This window comes from Streptococcus sp. ELY_125, from assembly GCF_058314535.1.
On record NZ_JBZFUM010000020.1, the window covers coordinates 1 to 15,136 of the forward strand.

Consider the following 15,136-nt stretch of genomic DNA (forward strand, 5'->3'; position numbering starts at 1 on the left):
CAGTTTTATGTTCTGAGTTTGATATCGAAAGACCATTGGTGAGAAGCTTAAAAGGTCTAGAACTATGGTTAGAGCAGGCAATCTTTACCTATAACTTAAGATTTTTTAACTAGCACCACGGGTAAAATTATCACCGTAGTATTGACTTTTAGCTAGCATAAATCAGTAGCCACAGTAAATAAGATGTATGTAAGATATCTAAACTAAATACCTTACAGCGTTATCTTACCATCACATTTTACGATTATTGAAAATTCGCAAATTTGATTTTATTTTTTTGAAAATTTTCATATTTACGAATTTTCTGTTTTGCTTACATTTGACAGTAAAATAAACGTGGAAGGAGGTTGAGGTTCCCTATGCTAAAAAGAATTATTTATTTCGCCATTTGCTTGCCATTTTTGCTTTTGCCATTGTTGTAATTAGCTATATGGTAAAATACTTTACTTTAAATTCTCCCAAAAGAAAGGCATCGACTACCTCAGTAGTTCGGTGCCTTTTATCATTCTTAGATTAACTTTTCATCATAATTTGTTCCAAATTAGTTCTTAAAAACATAGCTAGTGTAGGATTATCCAGCTGCTCAACTAGCTTAATATAGTCTTCAATATCCGATAAACCTGTACCTTTGCCATTCAGGTAAGCCATCACCTTTTTAAAAAATTTAAGAGAATCCTTGCGAACATGTCCTGATAAGTAAGCATATTTTCAAGCTTTTCAACAAAATATCGGGCATGGTAAAAACTATGATGCTCAATTAAAATTAAAATAAGATTTATTAATACCAGCTCAGCCCGTTTTTTATGCTCTGGAAGCTCCCTGTATAATTTATCTCGCTCCACAAAAGCTTTACCTAGGAAAACTAAATCGTCATCAGATATAATAAATAGAGTATTACCAAAAAGATAGAGTTCGTACTCCGTCCATTCCTCAATAGCATAGAGATAAGAAGTTAGAAACTCTTTTTCTTCAGTCGTAATTTCAAAGCTCGAATCGAGACTATAAACTGCCGCCTTAATAACAAGTTTATTAAGGCGATTATAAACATTATAAGTCTCTGTATCTCGGTAGTCTTTCAATATTTTCTTTAAACCCTCGACATCCTTTTTAGCCTGAAGTTCTACTAGTTTCCTACCAATCTTAAATAAACTATTTTCCTGATATTGGGTCAAAGCATAACTAAACTCTGAAAAAGTCATATGGATCCCCTGAATAGCTAAAATAAGCTTATCAGCTGCCAGCATGGTCTGACCGTTTTCAAACTTGGATAGCTGAGAAACCGATAGATTATCCCTTGCCACATCTTTCAGCTTCAGTCCTCTGGCCATTCTAAGTTCTTTATAGAGTTCACCAAGTTCAAGTGATTTACCTAACATTTAATCCCTCCTTAAACAAAATCTCACGATCATAGTAACGTAATTTTCAAATTGATCACTAACACTTTGCCTTAGTCAGCACAATAAATTATGAATTAGCAATGATTCTGCACTTTCTAATTTCTGACTAACTATAATGTCGCAACCAACTTACAAATTTACTTTCTCCAATAGCCAATTTTGTCATTACACTGACAAATCTATTATACCTATTTTTTAACTTTCTGATTATCTATGTCGTGAATGGTTGTTATTTTGTCGTGAACGGTTATTTTTTAGAAAAAACGGCCTCAAAAACAGAAGCAGTTTAGATATACTATAGATTCAAATCTATGTAAGGGGTTCGGTACCCGATTTGCAAGACTGTATTATCCTTAACCAGCATAGGCCGCTTAATCAGCATACCATCGGCTGCTAGTAAATCAGCGGCTTCCGACAGACTGATTTTATCAATCTTGTCCTTCAAATTAAGTGCTCGGTAAGATTGTCCTGAGGTGTTGAAAAATTTTTTGATAGCCACGCCGCTGGTACTAATCCATTCCCTAAGCACCTCAGCCTTGGGCGGTTCTTGCTTGATGTCAATAGATTCATAGTCCACACCTAGCTCATCAAGTTCTTTTTTAGCTCGTTTACAGGTTGAACATTTGGGATATTCATAGAAAGTAAGCATGATTTCCTCTTTTCTAGTAATTCGTTTGTAACTGGACACCTTCATGCTCTAAGAGCCAGATTTTACGTTCTAAACCTCCTGCATAGCCTGTCAGCTGGCCCTGACTGCCTAAGACACGATGGCAAGGTATAAAGATACTGATAGGATTTTTGCCAACAGCAGAACCAACAGCTCGAGCAGACCGACAGTTGAGAATTTTGGCAATCCGACCATAGGTCATGGTGGAGCCGGCAGGGATTGTGGTCAAGACCTGCCAGACCTGCTTCTGAAAAGCTGTACCCTGAGGAGCCAGAAAGTCAGCAACTGGCGGATTTTGACCAGCAAAATAAGTATCCAGCCAAACCTTAGCCTGCTCAAGAACAGAATTAGCCTTGAAGGTTAAATCAGTCTCTTCAAAACCTTTTTCACAGTATTTCTGACCGAGAAACCAAGCTCCTAAAAGAGTTCGGTCATCAGCAATCAAAGAAATGGGGCCCAAAGGAGACTGATAGATTTGTTTATAAATCATAATTCTCCATTTCGCCACTTTTCATTGATTTTTGGGCTGCCAGCAAAGGCATTAAACTGCCGCCAGAAACACCAGCAACAACAAAAAGATATTCTATACCTGTATACAGAATACCCGCTCCATAAATACCCTGTGCCTTAGGCGTAAAATTAAGTGCATAAGACTGCTCTCCTAGTGATTTCTGATAGTCTTTTAAATCTCTTTTATCCATGAGATCCTCCTAGCTGATAGTCAGTAGTCTTATTGTACCAAATTATAGAAAAAAACAATGCCTTCAAAGAGACACTGCTTTTGACGAAAGAACATGGTTTCACTTATGAGCCTTAATCAAGCGTACCTTGATGATATTGTCACTGGATTCAAAGGCCGCCACGAGAGCATTAATTTTATCTTTATCGGTTTCATCCAGATCCAGCAAGGTATAGGCAAAATCCCCCTTGGAACGGTTGAGAATATTAGCGATATTGATGTTGGCATCAGAAACTGCGGTCGAGATACGAGCCACAATATTGGGAACATTGCGGTTAATCAAAGTAATGCGGTAAGGAGCCTCGAGAGCCTGGTGCATATTGGGAAAATTAACCGAATTGGTGATTTCGCCAGTTTCCATAAACTGATGGATTTCCTGACTGGCCATGACAGCACAGTTGAGCTCTGCTTCCTCTGTTGAACCACCAACATGGGGAAAGACAGTTATTCCCTTCTTATTAAGCAACTCCTCTGTTCCAAAGTCCGTAATATAACGTTTAACTACACCTGTTTCAATAGCTTCAAAAAGAGCTTGATTGTTGACTAATTCTCCACGGGCAAAATTAATAATCGTTGTCCCCTTTTTCATAAGAGCAAAAGCCTCAGTACTGAAGGTTTCACGCGTTGCATCCGTCAACGGAACATGAATTGTAATGTAATCAGAGTTAGCAAAGATCTCCTTCAAATCCTGAACCCGCTTGACATGATGAGAGATATTCCACGCTGCCTCAATAGATACATAAGGATCGTAACCCAAAACAGACATGCCTAAGCGCCTGGCATCATTAGCAATACGGGCACCGATAGCTCCCAGACCGATAACACCCAGTGTCTTGCCCCGAATCTCAGTACCGGTAAATTGTTTTTTACCAGCTTCAATCTGTTTAGGGACATCAGCACCTGAAAGCCCATTAACCCAAGCGTTAGCAGCAATGTAATCACGCGCCGATAACAGAATAGATGCCGTCACAGCCTCCTTCACCGCATTGGCATTAGCACCAGGGGTATTAAAGACAACGATTCCCTGTTCCGTGGCAATATCAATAGGGATATTATTGGTTCCGGCACCTGCACGCGCAATTGCCTTAAGATTGCTCGGGAATACTGCATCATGAAGATTTTGGCTGCGGATAATATAGGCATCTGGATTTTCCGATAAATCACCATCTATTTGGAACTGATTGCCCAACTCTTGTAGTCCTACTTGATTGATATTATTAAAAGTTTTAACACTATAAACCATACATTCACTTCCTTACTGCTTTAATATTTCTTTTAAAGACTATGGTAATCGGCTTCATCTACCTCTTGGTAAAAGCCTTTTTCAGTTTTCCGCTTAATCTTCTGATAGGCCAAACGCTCACCCTCAAAGGTAACCTTTCCACAGTAGATGTAGCCTAGTTTTTCTAAAACATGACGCATTGCTAAATTTTTCTCATGTGTATCACAGCGAAAATCTGGCCCATCATACCCCTCAATTAATCCCTGCAAAAATGTCTGAGCTAAACCACGGCCGCGAACTTTAGCCGATACCGCAATGCGATGAAAGGTGATGTAGCGGTGATTATTGTGCGCCCAATGCCCGTCATAAATTGCATCATAAGCTGGTTCGCGGCCATCAATAACCGCAGCATATGCCACTATTTCTCCTTCTTCAAGACCGACCCAAGCCTGACCTTGAAGAATATCATTAAAAATATCAGCCTCTTGGGGATAAGCGCCTTGCCATTGATCACTGCCAGACTCCGCTAAGTAACGTCTAGCATCGTCAATAATAGTCATAATCTGGGATACTTCATTGGGAAAAGCTAAACGAATATTCATTGGATTCTCTCCTTTTGGGGATATTTTTATGCATTTTCAGCTTCAAATTTTTTCATAAAATCGATTAAGTCAAGAACACCTTGGAGCGGAAAAGCATTATAAAGGCTGGCCCGCATGCCACCAACGCTACGATGTCCTTTAATATTTTTAAAGCCTAGTTTATCGGCTTCAGCCACAAATTTAGCATCCAAATCTTTACTTGGTGTCACAAATGGAATATTAGTCACTGAGCGCTCAGCAATACGTTTCACTGGGCTAGTATAAAATGATGACTGATCTATGAAATCATAGAGGAGACCGGATTTTTCACGGTTAATCTCCACCATTTTATCAACACCACCAATAGTGTTTTTGACCCATTCAAAGACAAGTTTTGAAATGTAAATACTGTAAGCAGGTGGCGTATTGTACAGAGACCCTGCTTCCGCCTGAATACGATAATCCAGCATAGCAGATAATTGAGGCTGATCATTTAAGAAATCCTCTCGAATAATTACCACAGTAACACCTGCTGGTCCAATATTTTTTTGAGCGCCAGCATAAATCAAGGCAAAGTCCTCTACATTATAGCGAGCTGCCAAAATATTGGAGGACATATCTGCTACAATTGGAACACCATTAGTATCCGGCAGATCATAGATAGACGTCCCTTCAATCGTATTGTTCGTTGTGATGTGAACATAAGCTGCAGTCTCATCAATACTAGCTGGATCAAAGTCAGGAATGTGGTCATAAGTTGTATTTTCAGACGAAGCTAGTAAAAGGGGTTCAAAAGGAATTGTTTTAGCAAGTTTAACAGCTTCATTATAGGCCTTCTTCCCCCATGAGCCAGCTACTAAATAGTAAGCCTTTTTACCCTGTGCTAGGTTAAGCGGCAGCATTGAAAATTGCAGGGAGGCTCCCCCTTGCAAAAACATAACTTTGTAGTTATCAGGAATAGCCATCAATTCGCGCAGCAACTTCTCTGTGTCTTTAATAATCTTGTCGAATTCTGGAGAACGGTGGGACATCTCTAGTACCGACATACCGGAACCTTGATAATCAAGCATCTCATCACGCGCCTGTTCCAAAACTGGTTTTGGTAAGGTAGCAGGCCCTGCCGAAAAATTATAAACCGTCATAACGATACCTCCAAAATAAAGTTGGAAATATTATAGCACAATTATCTGAATTTTGTAATTTTTATCACAATATAGTGGTAAAAGTTTCTTAATAACCGAACCTTTTGGCATAAAGCCATTATTATAATCAGATTTTTAGGTAAATACATTTCCACCTTATCGGCACCTCAGCTATAATTTTGATAATGCACCGTAATCCTGATGGCTTCCTCCCCCTTCAAAATAGCAGACCCAGCTAAACCCTTCCAAACCATAGCTGATCAGCAGTATCAGCTGACTAAAGCTCAAAAAGATCACCTTACAGTTGACAAAGAGCCAAAAAAGAGGATCGCTTGATCCTCTCCCAGACGCTTAATGGTGGCTTCTGTTCTACAAATCATGGTAGATATTATAGACTTCCTGACGGTTGAGCTGATACTCTTTCGTGATTTCTTTGATAGCCTTATTAGGTTTCATACCACCAGCGACCAAATTGGCGACTAAAGCCTTAATATCCAAATCTTGTGCTTCAATAGCTACAGGTAAATTTTCATTACCAGCAACAATCAAGAGGCACTCTCCCTTAAGCGGATTTAATGCTATATAAGCTAACAGTTCAGAAATTTTTCCTCGCTGATATTCCTCATACAGCTTGGTCAGCTCTCTAACCAAAACAACCTGACGATCCCCATATACTTTCTGCATATTAGTCAGGGTATCAACTACCCGATAGGGCGACTCATAGAAAATCTGGGTTTCAGGATAGGCCACCTTTTCATGAAAGAAGGCTTCCTGCTGCCCCCTCTTGCGAGGCAGAAAACCGTAAAAGACATGAGGCTGGGGAGCTAGGCCACTGGCAATCAAACCAGTAATGCCCGCTGACGCTCCCGGCAAAGCAATGACAGGAATATCCTTATCAATCGCAGCCCGCACCAAGTCATGGCCTGGATCAGAAATACTAGGCAGGCCAGCATCAGAAACTTGAGCCAGAGACTTGCCAGATAAGAGTAACTCAGTCAAATCGGCAATTTTCTCATGGGCGTTATGTTCATGAAATGAAATCTGCCTTGTTTCAATTCCAAAATGCTTGAGCAAAAGACCAGTATTTCTGGTGTCTTCGGCACAAATACAATCCACATCCTTAAGCACCTGCACAGCACGATAGGTCATATCCTGTAAATTGCCAATAGGGGTGGGGACTAGATAGAGACTTCCCTTCCCAGTATCCGTCTTAAAGCTTTTTTGTACCTGCATGTTTTATTCCCTATTCAGCAATTCCATACAGAAGAGGCAGTCCTCATTATTATCACGGCGTTTACCATAATCATTATTGCAAACATGAAAACCATCTTCATAGATAGATTCTAAATTACCTCGCCCCTGCACAGATGACTTTACTGGTACTTCTGGCTCCATATCGGACAAGCGCTCTCTCAATTTCGCATTCTCCAATCGTAACTGCGAATTTTCCTCCATGATTTCATGAAGTTTTTTCTTCATTAATTCAACTTGGGCAAAATTTTCCATAAGGTTATTGGAGACATCCTCAAAAGCTTTAAAAAGCTCTCTTTTATCCATATAGACTAATTTCCTCCAAACTATAGGTCAACAAACTGGCCTTATCTTCAAAACGTACCTTAATGGTCTCTGCAAAAACATCCATACCAGCGACGATCCCCATTCCTTCTTGCGTTTTAACTCTACTGCCATAATCTGGAAATTTTTGCCTAGCTTCCTGATAAAAAGAATCCTCAAAGCTGAGACAACAGAGGAGACGGCCGCAAAGTCCCGTTGTCTTACCGGTATTGAGAGATAAGTTCTGATTTTTCACCATCTTAATAGACACGGGCGGAAAATCGCCTAAAAAGGTCGAGCAGCACAGGGGCCGACCACAGGGACCTAGTCCACCATATATTTTAGCTTCCTCACGTGTATTGATCTGACGAAGTTCAATACGCGCTCGAAAATAGCCAGCTAAATCCTTGAGCAACTGACGAAAATCGACGCGCTTTTCTGCCGTAAAAGAGATGAACACATGGCTGCGATCCAGCGGAAATGCGATTCTGACTAGCTTCATATCCAACTGGCGCTGGGCAATCATCTCCTTAACAAAAGAAAAATTCTCACGAGCAAAAGCTCGATTAGCCTCATGCCGCTCAATATCTTGAGGCCGAGCCAGCCCTAAGACCCTGTCCATCTGAGCTGGCAGTGTTTCACTGGCCAAGCTAACATTAGGGCGAACCACACACGCTAAGCGGTCTCCCTTTTGCAATCGAATAACGACCAGATCATCTTTCTTATACTGCTGGTCGGGCAAAACATAAGAAAGAGCCTCATTCTCTTCATATTTGATCCCTATTACTTCTGTCATCTTAACACCATATATTCTAAAGCATTTTGAAAGCTAACATTGCTTAGCCACATCTGCCTAGCCTGATAAACCTTAGTAGCAGCTTCTGGGTTCCTATCCTTAGCTAGTAATACTAGCATAATTTTAAAAGCTAGATCTTGCTCAAACTTCTCCCCAGCCACACTAGCAATATGAGTAGCCTGCAAAAAAGATTGCTCAGGAGACTTTAATAAACTGCCGACAAATCTATCCAGACTGCGCCATATATCATCAAATTTCCCCATATCTGCCAAAGCCTCAGCCATCTCTTCATCCTCAGCTACAGCTGCAATCAAACTGGCCTTGTCCTTTAAAAGTCCCTGACTTTCTAGTTTTTGTTGAAGATAAGCCTCATTTTTAGAAAAACGAAAAATCTGGCACCTACTCTTAATAGTAGGTAAAACTTTGCTGTCATCGGATGTTAAGAGAAACATATAAGAGGACGACTGGGGCTCCTCAATAAACTTAAGCAAGCTATTAGCTGCATTAGTATGCATCTTATCCGCATCGCGAATGATAAAAACCTGCGTTTGACCTTCAAAACCAGAGCGCGAAAAATCGCGTAACAGCTCCCTGACGGTATCCGTCTTAATCACATTTCCTTGCGGTTCTATCACCTTGACATCTGAAAAATCCCTCTCGGCAATCAAGCGACATTCACGACAGCTGCCGCAAGGTAAATAATCCTGTTTATTTTCGCAAAATTGGCTTTGAGCCAGAAAAAGTGCCATCTCAAAACTGCCAAAATTTCCAGAAAAGAGATAAGCATGGCTGAGCTTACCCTGACGCAAAATGTGATGAAATTCCTGAAAAATCTTAGGCTGCAACTCTGGTAAATTCATACTATCCTGCAAGCTCCTTGATAATAACTCGCACTGCATCAGCAACAACATCTGCTAATGGCTGACTGGCATCAACAACTTTAATGCGTTCGGGATTAGACTCAGCTAAATCCAAATAGCCTTGGCGCACTCGCTGATGCAACTCTAATTTTTCCAAATCTAAACGGTTGACCTCACGTAGATCAGCAGCTTCAATACGAGCTAGACCAAGTTCCGAAGGAACATCGAAAAGCAGGGTTAAATCAGGCTTAGTATTCTCAATGGCATAGTCATTAAGCCAAGTAACATCGCTGACTGACAGGCCGCGACCATAGCCCTGATAAGCCACCGAACTGTCTATAAACCGATCAACCAAGACAAGCTTACCTTCACTCAAAGCTGGCAGGACTTTCTCAATAAGATGCTGACGCCGAGCAGCAATATAAAGCAAAAGCTCTGTTTTTTTATCCATTGCCGTATTAGCAACATCAAGGATAACCTCACGAATGCTTTCAGCTATTGCAACACCACCAGGTTCACGGGTGGTCACTACCTCGTACCCCTTAGCTTCTAAAAGGGGGACTAACTGTTCAAGAACGCTGGTTTTACCAGCACCATCAGGTCCTTCCAGAGTGACCAATCGGCCTGTTTTATCCGTTTTTACATTTTTCATACTAAACTTATTTTACCAAAAAACTGGCAAGATTTCTCCCACCAGTCATGAAAATTTAAGATGGCTTTCCTGCCATTTCAGTTAAAATAACACCTTAGCTTTCGTTTCTTGAATATCGTCAACAAGCAGGCCAGCCGCTTCTAATTTGGCTTTGAGTGCAGCAACATCGGTCTTGCCATCGAGCTGTATTTCATTAACAACCTTACCATCCTTAGCACCTGCAAGCACTGTTCGACGAATGTTAAGACCTTCCTTGGCAATAGTGCTGACGATTTTTTCCAAAATACCGACGCTATCATCAGCTAGAATGCGCACCCGTATCCCTTCTTCTCCATAACCAGATACTTCAAGGAAGGTTCGAAAGATATCTTTATCAGTGATAATCCCTGAAACAACTCCATTCTCTTCGACCGGAAGGACACCAACCTTATGAGTCATCATGATATAAATAGCATCTTCTACACTGGCAAATGGCGAAACGCTCACTACATCCTTAATCATAATATCTTTAATTTTAGTCTTATTGAGCAGGTAGTTCATCTCATAGATCGATAAACTAGTCGCTTTTGACGGACTAGCTTCTGCCATAGTGCCCTCTGTCACCAAACCTACAAGTTTATCATTTTCAATGACCGGTAAACGGCGAAGCCCTTGTTCACGCATAACATCTGCAGCATGAGCTACTGTTGTATCAGGCGAAATATAGACGACCTTGCGCGTCATAAAATCTTTAACAGCCATAGTTGATCATCCTCACTTATTTTTTCTTAGCCTCATTATAACATTTTTTGATAACGGTTTCATCTTTTTTCAGCAAAAAAATCAGCTAGTTTACAGCAATTGACCTAGTTTACTAAGCTACCCTGCGCCATAGGAATTTTATATAAAGTCGAACCAGCACTGTGTCCCTTAGAGACTGAACACATGATTAATACTGCCTTAAGCAAAAAATAAATCACCTCAAAAAACAGAATTTTGAGATGACCCCTAATGAACTGTGCAAGAGTAAGACTTCTTGGTCTAGCCAACAAGTCTTACTCCCAACCACTGCGTCAAGAGTTTATTTCAAAAGAGGAATACTGGACGAGTTTTTGTCCAGACTCCTTTGCTATCAAGTGCGAAGCACTTAGATAACAAGCCTCTGTCGCATCTTATTACATATCAAGGACATTATGGTAGACTTTTTGCACGTCATCATCGTCCTCAAGAGCATCAATCAAACCTTCAAAAACATCAAGATCTTCACCTGAAAGCTCAACCTCTGATTGGGGAATCATTTCCAACTCAGTTACTTGGAACTCATCAGTACCATTAGCACGGAGAGCTTCCATTCCCTTATGAAGATCTGTCGGCGCTGTATAAACTGTGATGCTGCCATCTTCTGCCTCAACATCATCCACATCAACATCCGCTTCAAGTAACTGCTCGAAAACGCTGTCCGCATCGTCTCCTTTAAAGACAATAACCCCCTTGCGGTCAAACATGTAAGCTACTGAACCAGAGGCCCCCATGTTCCCGCCATTTTTACCAAAAGCAGCACGGACATTAGCCGCTGTACGATTAACATTTGAAGTGAGGGTATCAACAATAATCATCGAACCATTCGGGCCAAATCCCTCGTAACGACCTTCAACGAAGGTTTCATCGGTATTTCCTTTAGCCTTGTCGATAGCCTTATCAATAACGTGTTTTGGCACCTGCGCTTGCTTCGCACGCTCCAAAACAAACTTCAAAGCCGAATTTGATTCTGGATCAGGATCTCCCTGCTTAGCAGCTGCATAGATTTCAACGCCAAATTTAGCATAAATTTTTGAATTGGCTCCATCTTTAGCTGTCTTTTTAGCAACAATATTAGCCCATTTACGTCCCATGGGTTTCACCTCTTCATTTTCGATTTTTAAGAATGATAACATTCTGCATAACGTCCCCATTATAGCACGTTAGCTGGATTTCGTAAAATAGGAATTTTATATCTAAAAGTCAAAATTTTCAGTTCTTTTTCAGTTCTTTTTCAGTTCTCAAAGAGCATCAGTATCTCTTAATCAGCCTACAATCAGTTACTGATTTTGTACTCGGTAACTATAAAATTAAGAAAACTAGGGAGTGTTAGATTTTTATCCGTACTGCCTAAGTATTCTTTCTCAGTCTCTGGAATACCTCTATTATAATCCTCCACAAAGTCCCTCCAAGCAGTCACGTAGTAGTCGCCGTATAAACTTAAAAATATATATTCTTCCCCCCTCTTCCCAGTTTACATCGAGCTGTCTACCATTTTTCTCAATGCTAATCATCCCTTTTTCTTACAGCTAAACATCACCGTCAGTACGTTGAGTTCTAAGTTATTTATACGTTTTCAAGAAAGCCTGCAAAGTGGTGGCTGGCTGCCCCAAAACTCGCTCGACATCATTGGAAACACCTGCTTGCTCTCCTTTAGCAATGGCTGTATAAGTAGACACCCAAGCATCATATTCCCAGTCCTCTGCCGGCCAAGCTTTACGAGATTCATAGGCTTCTTCCACTGTTTCAGGGACATAAGCAACCTGCCAACCAAGCTCTTGACCGATCACATCTGCTATTTCTTGGATTGACAATTCTTCCGGACCAGTCATATCCAAAATTTGATTTTCCCAACTGCGAGGATCTTCTAAAATTTTAGCAACAACCTGAGCAACGTCAGATCGTATTACTGCAGATACCTTTCCTTGACCAGCCGGTCCCTTGATTTCATGATATTCCTTTGCCAAGTCGACAAAGAAATCCATATAAAAATTATCACGAATAAAGGTGTAAGTAAACCCTTTTTCCTTGATATAGTTTTCTGTTGCTGCATGCGTTTGAGCAAGTGTAAAGGTAGCCTGCAAATCAGCATGGTAAAAAGAAGTATAGATAATATGCCTAACACCCGCTGCTTTAGCACTATCAATAAAAGCTTTGTGCTCCTCTAAACGTGTTGGACTTTCTGAAGCCGATACCATAAAAAGTACATCGCTCCCCCTCAAAGCCTCAATGGCTTCCCTAGAATACTCATAGCTTGCCTGATAGACTGATACTCCCGCTGTCCGCGGAGCTCTCTCAGGCCGACGAGCCAGATAACGGATTTTTAAAGATTTGCCGTCTAATGCTTGGGCAACCAACCCTCCCAGATGACCTGTAACTCCTGTTAATGCAATAACTGTCATGATGTCCTCCTAGTTTTTCTTCATTATAGCACAGTAAGACTGTTCCAGCTGACTTATAATTCAGCAAAAAGTTCCCTAGTAGAAATCGAGCCTGCCGAAAAAGCACCCCAATCATTAGAGCTTTAATCTAACTTTTGAGGTGCCAATCATCGGTTCACATTTTAGTTTGATTTTTTGGGGTGTCATTCAACTAGTAGGGGTAAACAGCCAGACCTAAGCTGCTTCGATCAACAGTTCGCCATCTACCATATCGGCCTTAAGTGCTTTAACATCAAGGTGATCAAGATAGAAGTCTGTTACCTTATCACGAATTTGGCCTTCAATAACCCGACGCAGAGGCCGAGCCCCCATGGCTTCATCGTAACCTTCCTCAATCAGGTAGGCCTTGGCTGCTTCGCTCACTTCTAGTGTAATATTCTTTTTGGCTAGAGTACGATTGACTTCATCCAGCATAAGATCAACGATTTCTTTCAAATCTTCTTTCGAGAGGTGAGAGAACTCAATAACACCGTTGAAACGGTTGAGAAATTCTGGACGGAAGAATGGGGCCAATTTATCGCGCAGACTGAGTTCTTTACCATCCTCTTCTGAGGCAGCCCCAAAGCTATAACCAGCATTAGAGGTTGCGATAATAACCGTATTTTTGAAGTTGACGGTATTACCCTGACCATCAGTCAGACGGCCATCATCCAATACTTGCAAGAGCAGAGTAATGACTTGTGGATCAGCCTTTTCAATTTCATCGAGAAGGATAATGGAGTAGGGATTGCGGCGCACGCGCTCCGTCAAAGTATTAGAGTTATCATCGTAGCCGACATAGCCTGCTGTTGTCCCAATCAACTTAGAGACTGCTGTACGATCGCTGTATTCAGACATATCCAGACGAATGACGGCATCCTTGGTGCCAAACATATCCAAAGCCAATTGCTTAGCCAACTCAGTCTTACCGACACCAGTAGGTCCGACAAAAAGGAAGCTACCGATTGGGCGATTGCCTTCATCAAAACCAGCACGGTTTCGGCGAATGGCCTTACTAACAGCCTGCACCGCTTCATCTTGGCCGATGACTTTACCTTTCAGCCTTTGCCCCATTTCCTTGAGCCGTTCAATATCGGAAGCTCCCATTTGGGAAACAGGAATACCGGTCATACGTTCAACAGCCTGAGCTACATCGTTAATAGTAGCTACAACCTTTTGGTTTTCAGTATGGTTGTCAATTTGTTTTTGCAACTCATCAATCTTAACCTTTTCAGCCAAGGCTGCTTCATAGTCTTCCTTATCAGCTGCGGCTTGTTGGCGATCACGTGCCTTGGCAATATCTGCTTCCAAAGTCTTGACATCAGTCACTGGATGCTGGGCAGCCAAGTGGGCGGCTGTAACATCGACCAAATCAATAGCCTTATCAGGTAGAGCTCTCTGGGGCATGTACTGAATAGAATAATCGACAGCAGCCTTTAAAACTAAATCAGGTAATTCCACATTGTGATGCTGTTCGTAGAGAGGCTTAATCCCTTTTAAGATGGCTAAAGTATCTTCAGCCGAAGGGGCATTAACTTTGACTTCATTGAAACGACGAGCTAGCGCTGCATTTTTTAGAATCGTATTGCGGTATTCATCTTGGGTCGTTGCCCCAATAACAGTCAATTCCCCGCGTGAAAGGGCTGGTTTAATAATATCAGCCAATCCCTTTGAACCTTGACCATCACCAGTACTGCCTGCTCCTAGAATTTGGTGGATTTCATCAAAGAAAAGAATAACATTACCAGCACTCTTAACTTCATCCATCAGCTTTTGAATGTTTTCCTCAAAGGCTCCGCGATATTGAGTTCCAGCTTCCAAGCCAGAAATATCAATAGAAATGATCTCCTTATTCTTAATCGAGGCAGGAACATCGCCATTCACAATAGCCTGAGCTAAACCTTCGACAACAGCTGTTTTACCAACACCGGCGTCACCCACTAGGACGGGGTTATTTTTGGTACGGCGAGCGAGAATTTCTGCTGTATCTTGAATTTCCTGATTCCGACCAATGACAGGATCTAGCTGACCTTTGCGGGCTTCTTCCGTTAAGTTGCGACCTAATTTAGCCAAGATGCCATCCTGCTTTAACTGACCTTTGCCAGCTTGGGGGGATCCTTCTTGCACCGCTTCTTGATTAGGTAAGTGACCCGTTTGACGGAAATAAGCAAACTCCTCAGGACTAACCTCGCGTCCATTGATGCGGTAACGACGGGTTTCTGAATTAAAACCACCCATATTTCCCATCAGTTGGTTAAAAATATCATCCATGTTATTGAATTCAAAATTGTTGTTCATAATCTTACCTCTCTTCTTACAAATACTCAGT

Annotated in this window: 14 protein-coding genes and 3 pseudogenes; 1 reads left to right on the plus strand and 16 read right to left on the minus strand. The window is 41.3% G+C overall.

From position 1 onward, the window contains the following. Nucleotides 1–113: pseudogene (locus tag AC4HAL_RS08270) on the plus strand (IS982 family transposase); the annotation flags it as partial. 400 nt (nt 114–513) lie between these two features. Here AC4HAL_RS08270 and AC4HAL_RS08275 read toward each other — a convergent pair. From AC4HAL_RS08275 to AC4HAL_RS08350, 16 genes and pseudogenes are all read right to left on the minus strand, one after another. After that, nucleotides 514–1,376: pseudogene (locus AC4HAL_RS08275) on the minus strand (XRE/MutR family transcriptional regulator). 316 nt (nt 1,377–1,692) lie between these two features. After that, the gene (locus tag AC4HAL_RS08280; protein ID WP_491093771.1) at nt 1,693–2,046 is read right to left on the minus strand and encodes an arsenate reductase family protein; all 354 of its coding nucleotides are present in this window, start codon (nt 2,044–2,046) and stop codon (nt 1,693–1,695) included. Between the two features lie 13 nt (nt 2,047–2,059). Next, nucleotides 2,060–2,554, minus strand: coding sequence for a methylated-DNA--[protein]-cysteine S-methyltransferase (locus tag AC4HAL_RS08285; RefSeq protein WP_491093772.1), 495 nt, complete (start codon nt 2,552–2,554; stop codon nt 2,060–2,062). After that, nucleotides 2,551–2,765: pseudogene (locus AC4HAL_RS08290) on the minus strand (DUF6440 family protein). Before AC4HAL_RS08290 ends, AC4HAL_RS08285 begins: the two are co-directional and overlap by 4 nt. Nucleotides 2,766–2,864: 99 nt before the next feature. Further along, on the minus strand, nt 2,865–4,046 hold the full coding sequence (locus AC4HAL_RS08295; protein ID WP_491093773.1) for a phosphoglycerate dehydrogenase: 1,182 nt from the start codon (nt 4,044–4,046) through the stop codon (nt 2,865–2,867). Between the two features lie 32 nt (nt 4,047–4,078). Continuing rightward, nucleotides 4,079–4,627, minus strand: coding sequence for a GNAT family N-acetyltransferase (locus AC4HAL_RS08300; RefSeq protein ID WP_491093774.1), 549 nt, complete (start codon nt 4,625–4,627; stop codon nt 4,079–4,081). 26 nt (nt 4,628–4,653) lie between these two features. Then, on the minus strand, nt 4,654–5,748 hold the full coding sequence (gene serC, locus AC4HAL_RS08305; RefSeq protein WP_491093775.1) for a 3-phosphoserine/phosphohydroxythreonine transaminase: 1,095 nt from the start codon (nt 5,746–5,748) through the stop codon (nt 4,654–4,656). A gap of 369 nt (nt 5,749–6,117) precedes the next feature. After that, nucleotides 6,118–6,981: a 16S rRNA (cytidine(1402)-2'-O)-methyltransferase gene (rsmI, locus tag AC4HAL_RS08310; protein ID WP_491093776.1), complete on the minus strand. Its 864-nt coding sequence runs from the start codon at nt 6,979–6,981 to the stop codon at nt 6,118–6,120. A 3-nt stretch (nt 6,982–6,984) separates the two neighbouring features. Then, nucleotides 6,985–7,305 (minus strand): DNA replication initiation control protein YabA, encoded by a 321-nt coding sequence (yabA, locus tag AC4HAL_RS08315; RefSeq protein WP_447451955.1) that lies wholly within the window; start codon nt 7,303–7,305, stop codon nt 6,985–6,987. Continuing rightward, the gene (locus AC4HAL_RS08320) at nt 7,298–8,098 is read right to left on the minus strand and encodes a PSP1 domain-containing protein (protein ID WP_491093777.1); all 801 of its coding nucleotides are present in this window, start codon (nt 8,096–8,098) and stop codon (nt 7,298–7,300) included. Before AC4HAL_RS08320 ends, yabA begins: the two co-directional genes overlap by 8 nt. Further along, complete coding sequence (locus tag AC4HAL_RS08325) at nt 8,095–8,958, minus strand: DNA polymerase III subunit delta' (RefSeq protein ID WP_491093778.1); 864 nt, start codon at nt 8,956–8,958, stop codon at nt 8,095–8,097. The genes AC4HAL_RS08320 and AC4HAL_RS08325 overlap by 4 nt, the downstream gene beginning before the upstream one ends. A gap of 1 nt (nt 8,959) precedes the next feature. Further along, nucleotides 8,960–9,610, minus strand: a complete 651-nt coding sequence (gene tmk / locus AC4HAL_RS08330) for a dTMP kinase (protein WP_491093779.1) — start codon at nt 9,608–9,610, stop codon at nt 8,960–8,962. An 81-nt stretch (nt 9,611–9,691) separates the two neighbouring features. Further along, nucleotides 9,692–10,351 carry a CBS domain-containing protein gene (locus AC4HAL_RS08335; protein WP_447451951.1) on the minus strand — a complete coding sequence of 220 codons (660 nt, stop codon included), beginning with the start codon at nt 10,349–10,351 and terminating at the stop codon, nt 9,692–9,694. Nucleotides 10,352–10,764: 413 nt separating this feature from the next. Continuing rightward, a complete protein-coding gene (locus AC4HAL_RS08340; protein ID WP_447451950.1) occupies nt 10,765–11,481 on the minus strand; it encodes a YebC/PmpR family DNA-binding transcriptional regulator in 717 nt (238 codons plus the stop codon). 468 nt (nt 11,482–11,949) lie between these two features. Further along, a complete protein-coding gene (locus AC4HAL_RS08345) occupies nt 11,950–12,789 on the minus strand; it encodes an SDR family oxidoreductase (protein ID WP_491093780.1) in 840 nt (279 codons plus the stop codon). A gap of 213 nt (nt 12,790–13,002) precedes the next feature. After that, nucleotides 13,003–15,105, minus strand: a complete 2,103-nt coding sequence (locus tag AC4HAL_RS08350) for an AAA family ATPase (protein ID WP_491093781.1) — start codon at nt 15,103–15,105, stop codon at nt 13,003–13,005. Nucleotides 15,106–15,136 lie beyond the last annotated feature (31 nt).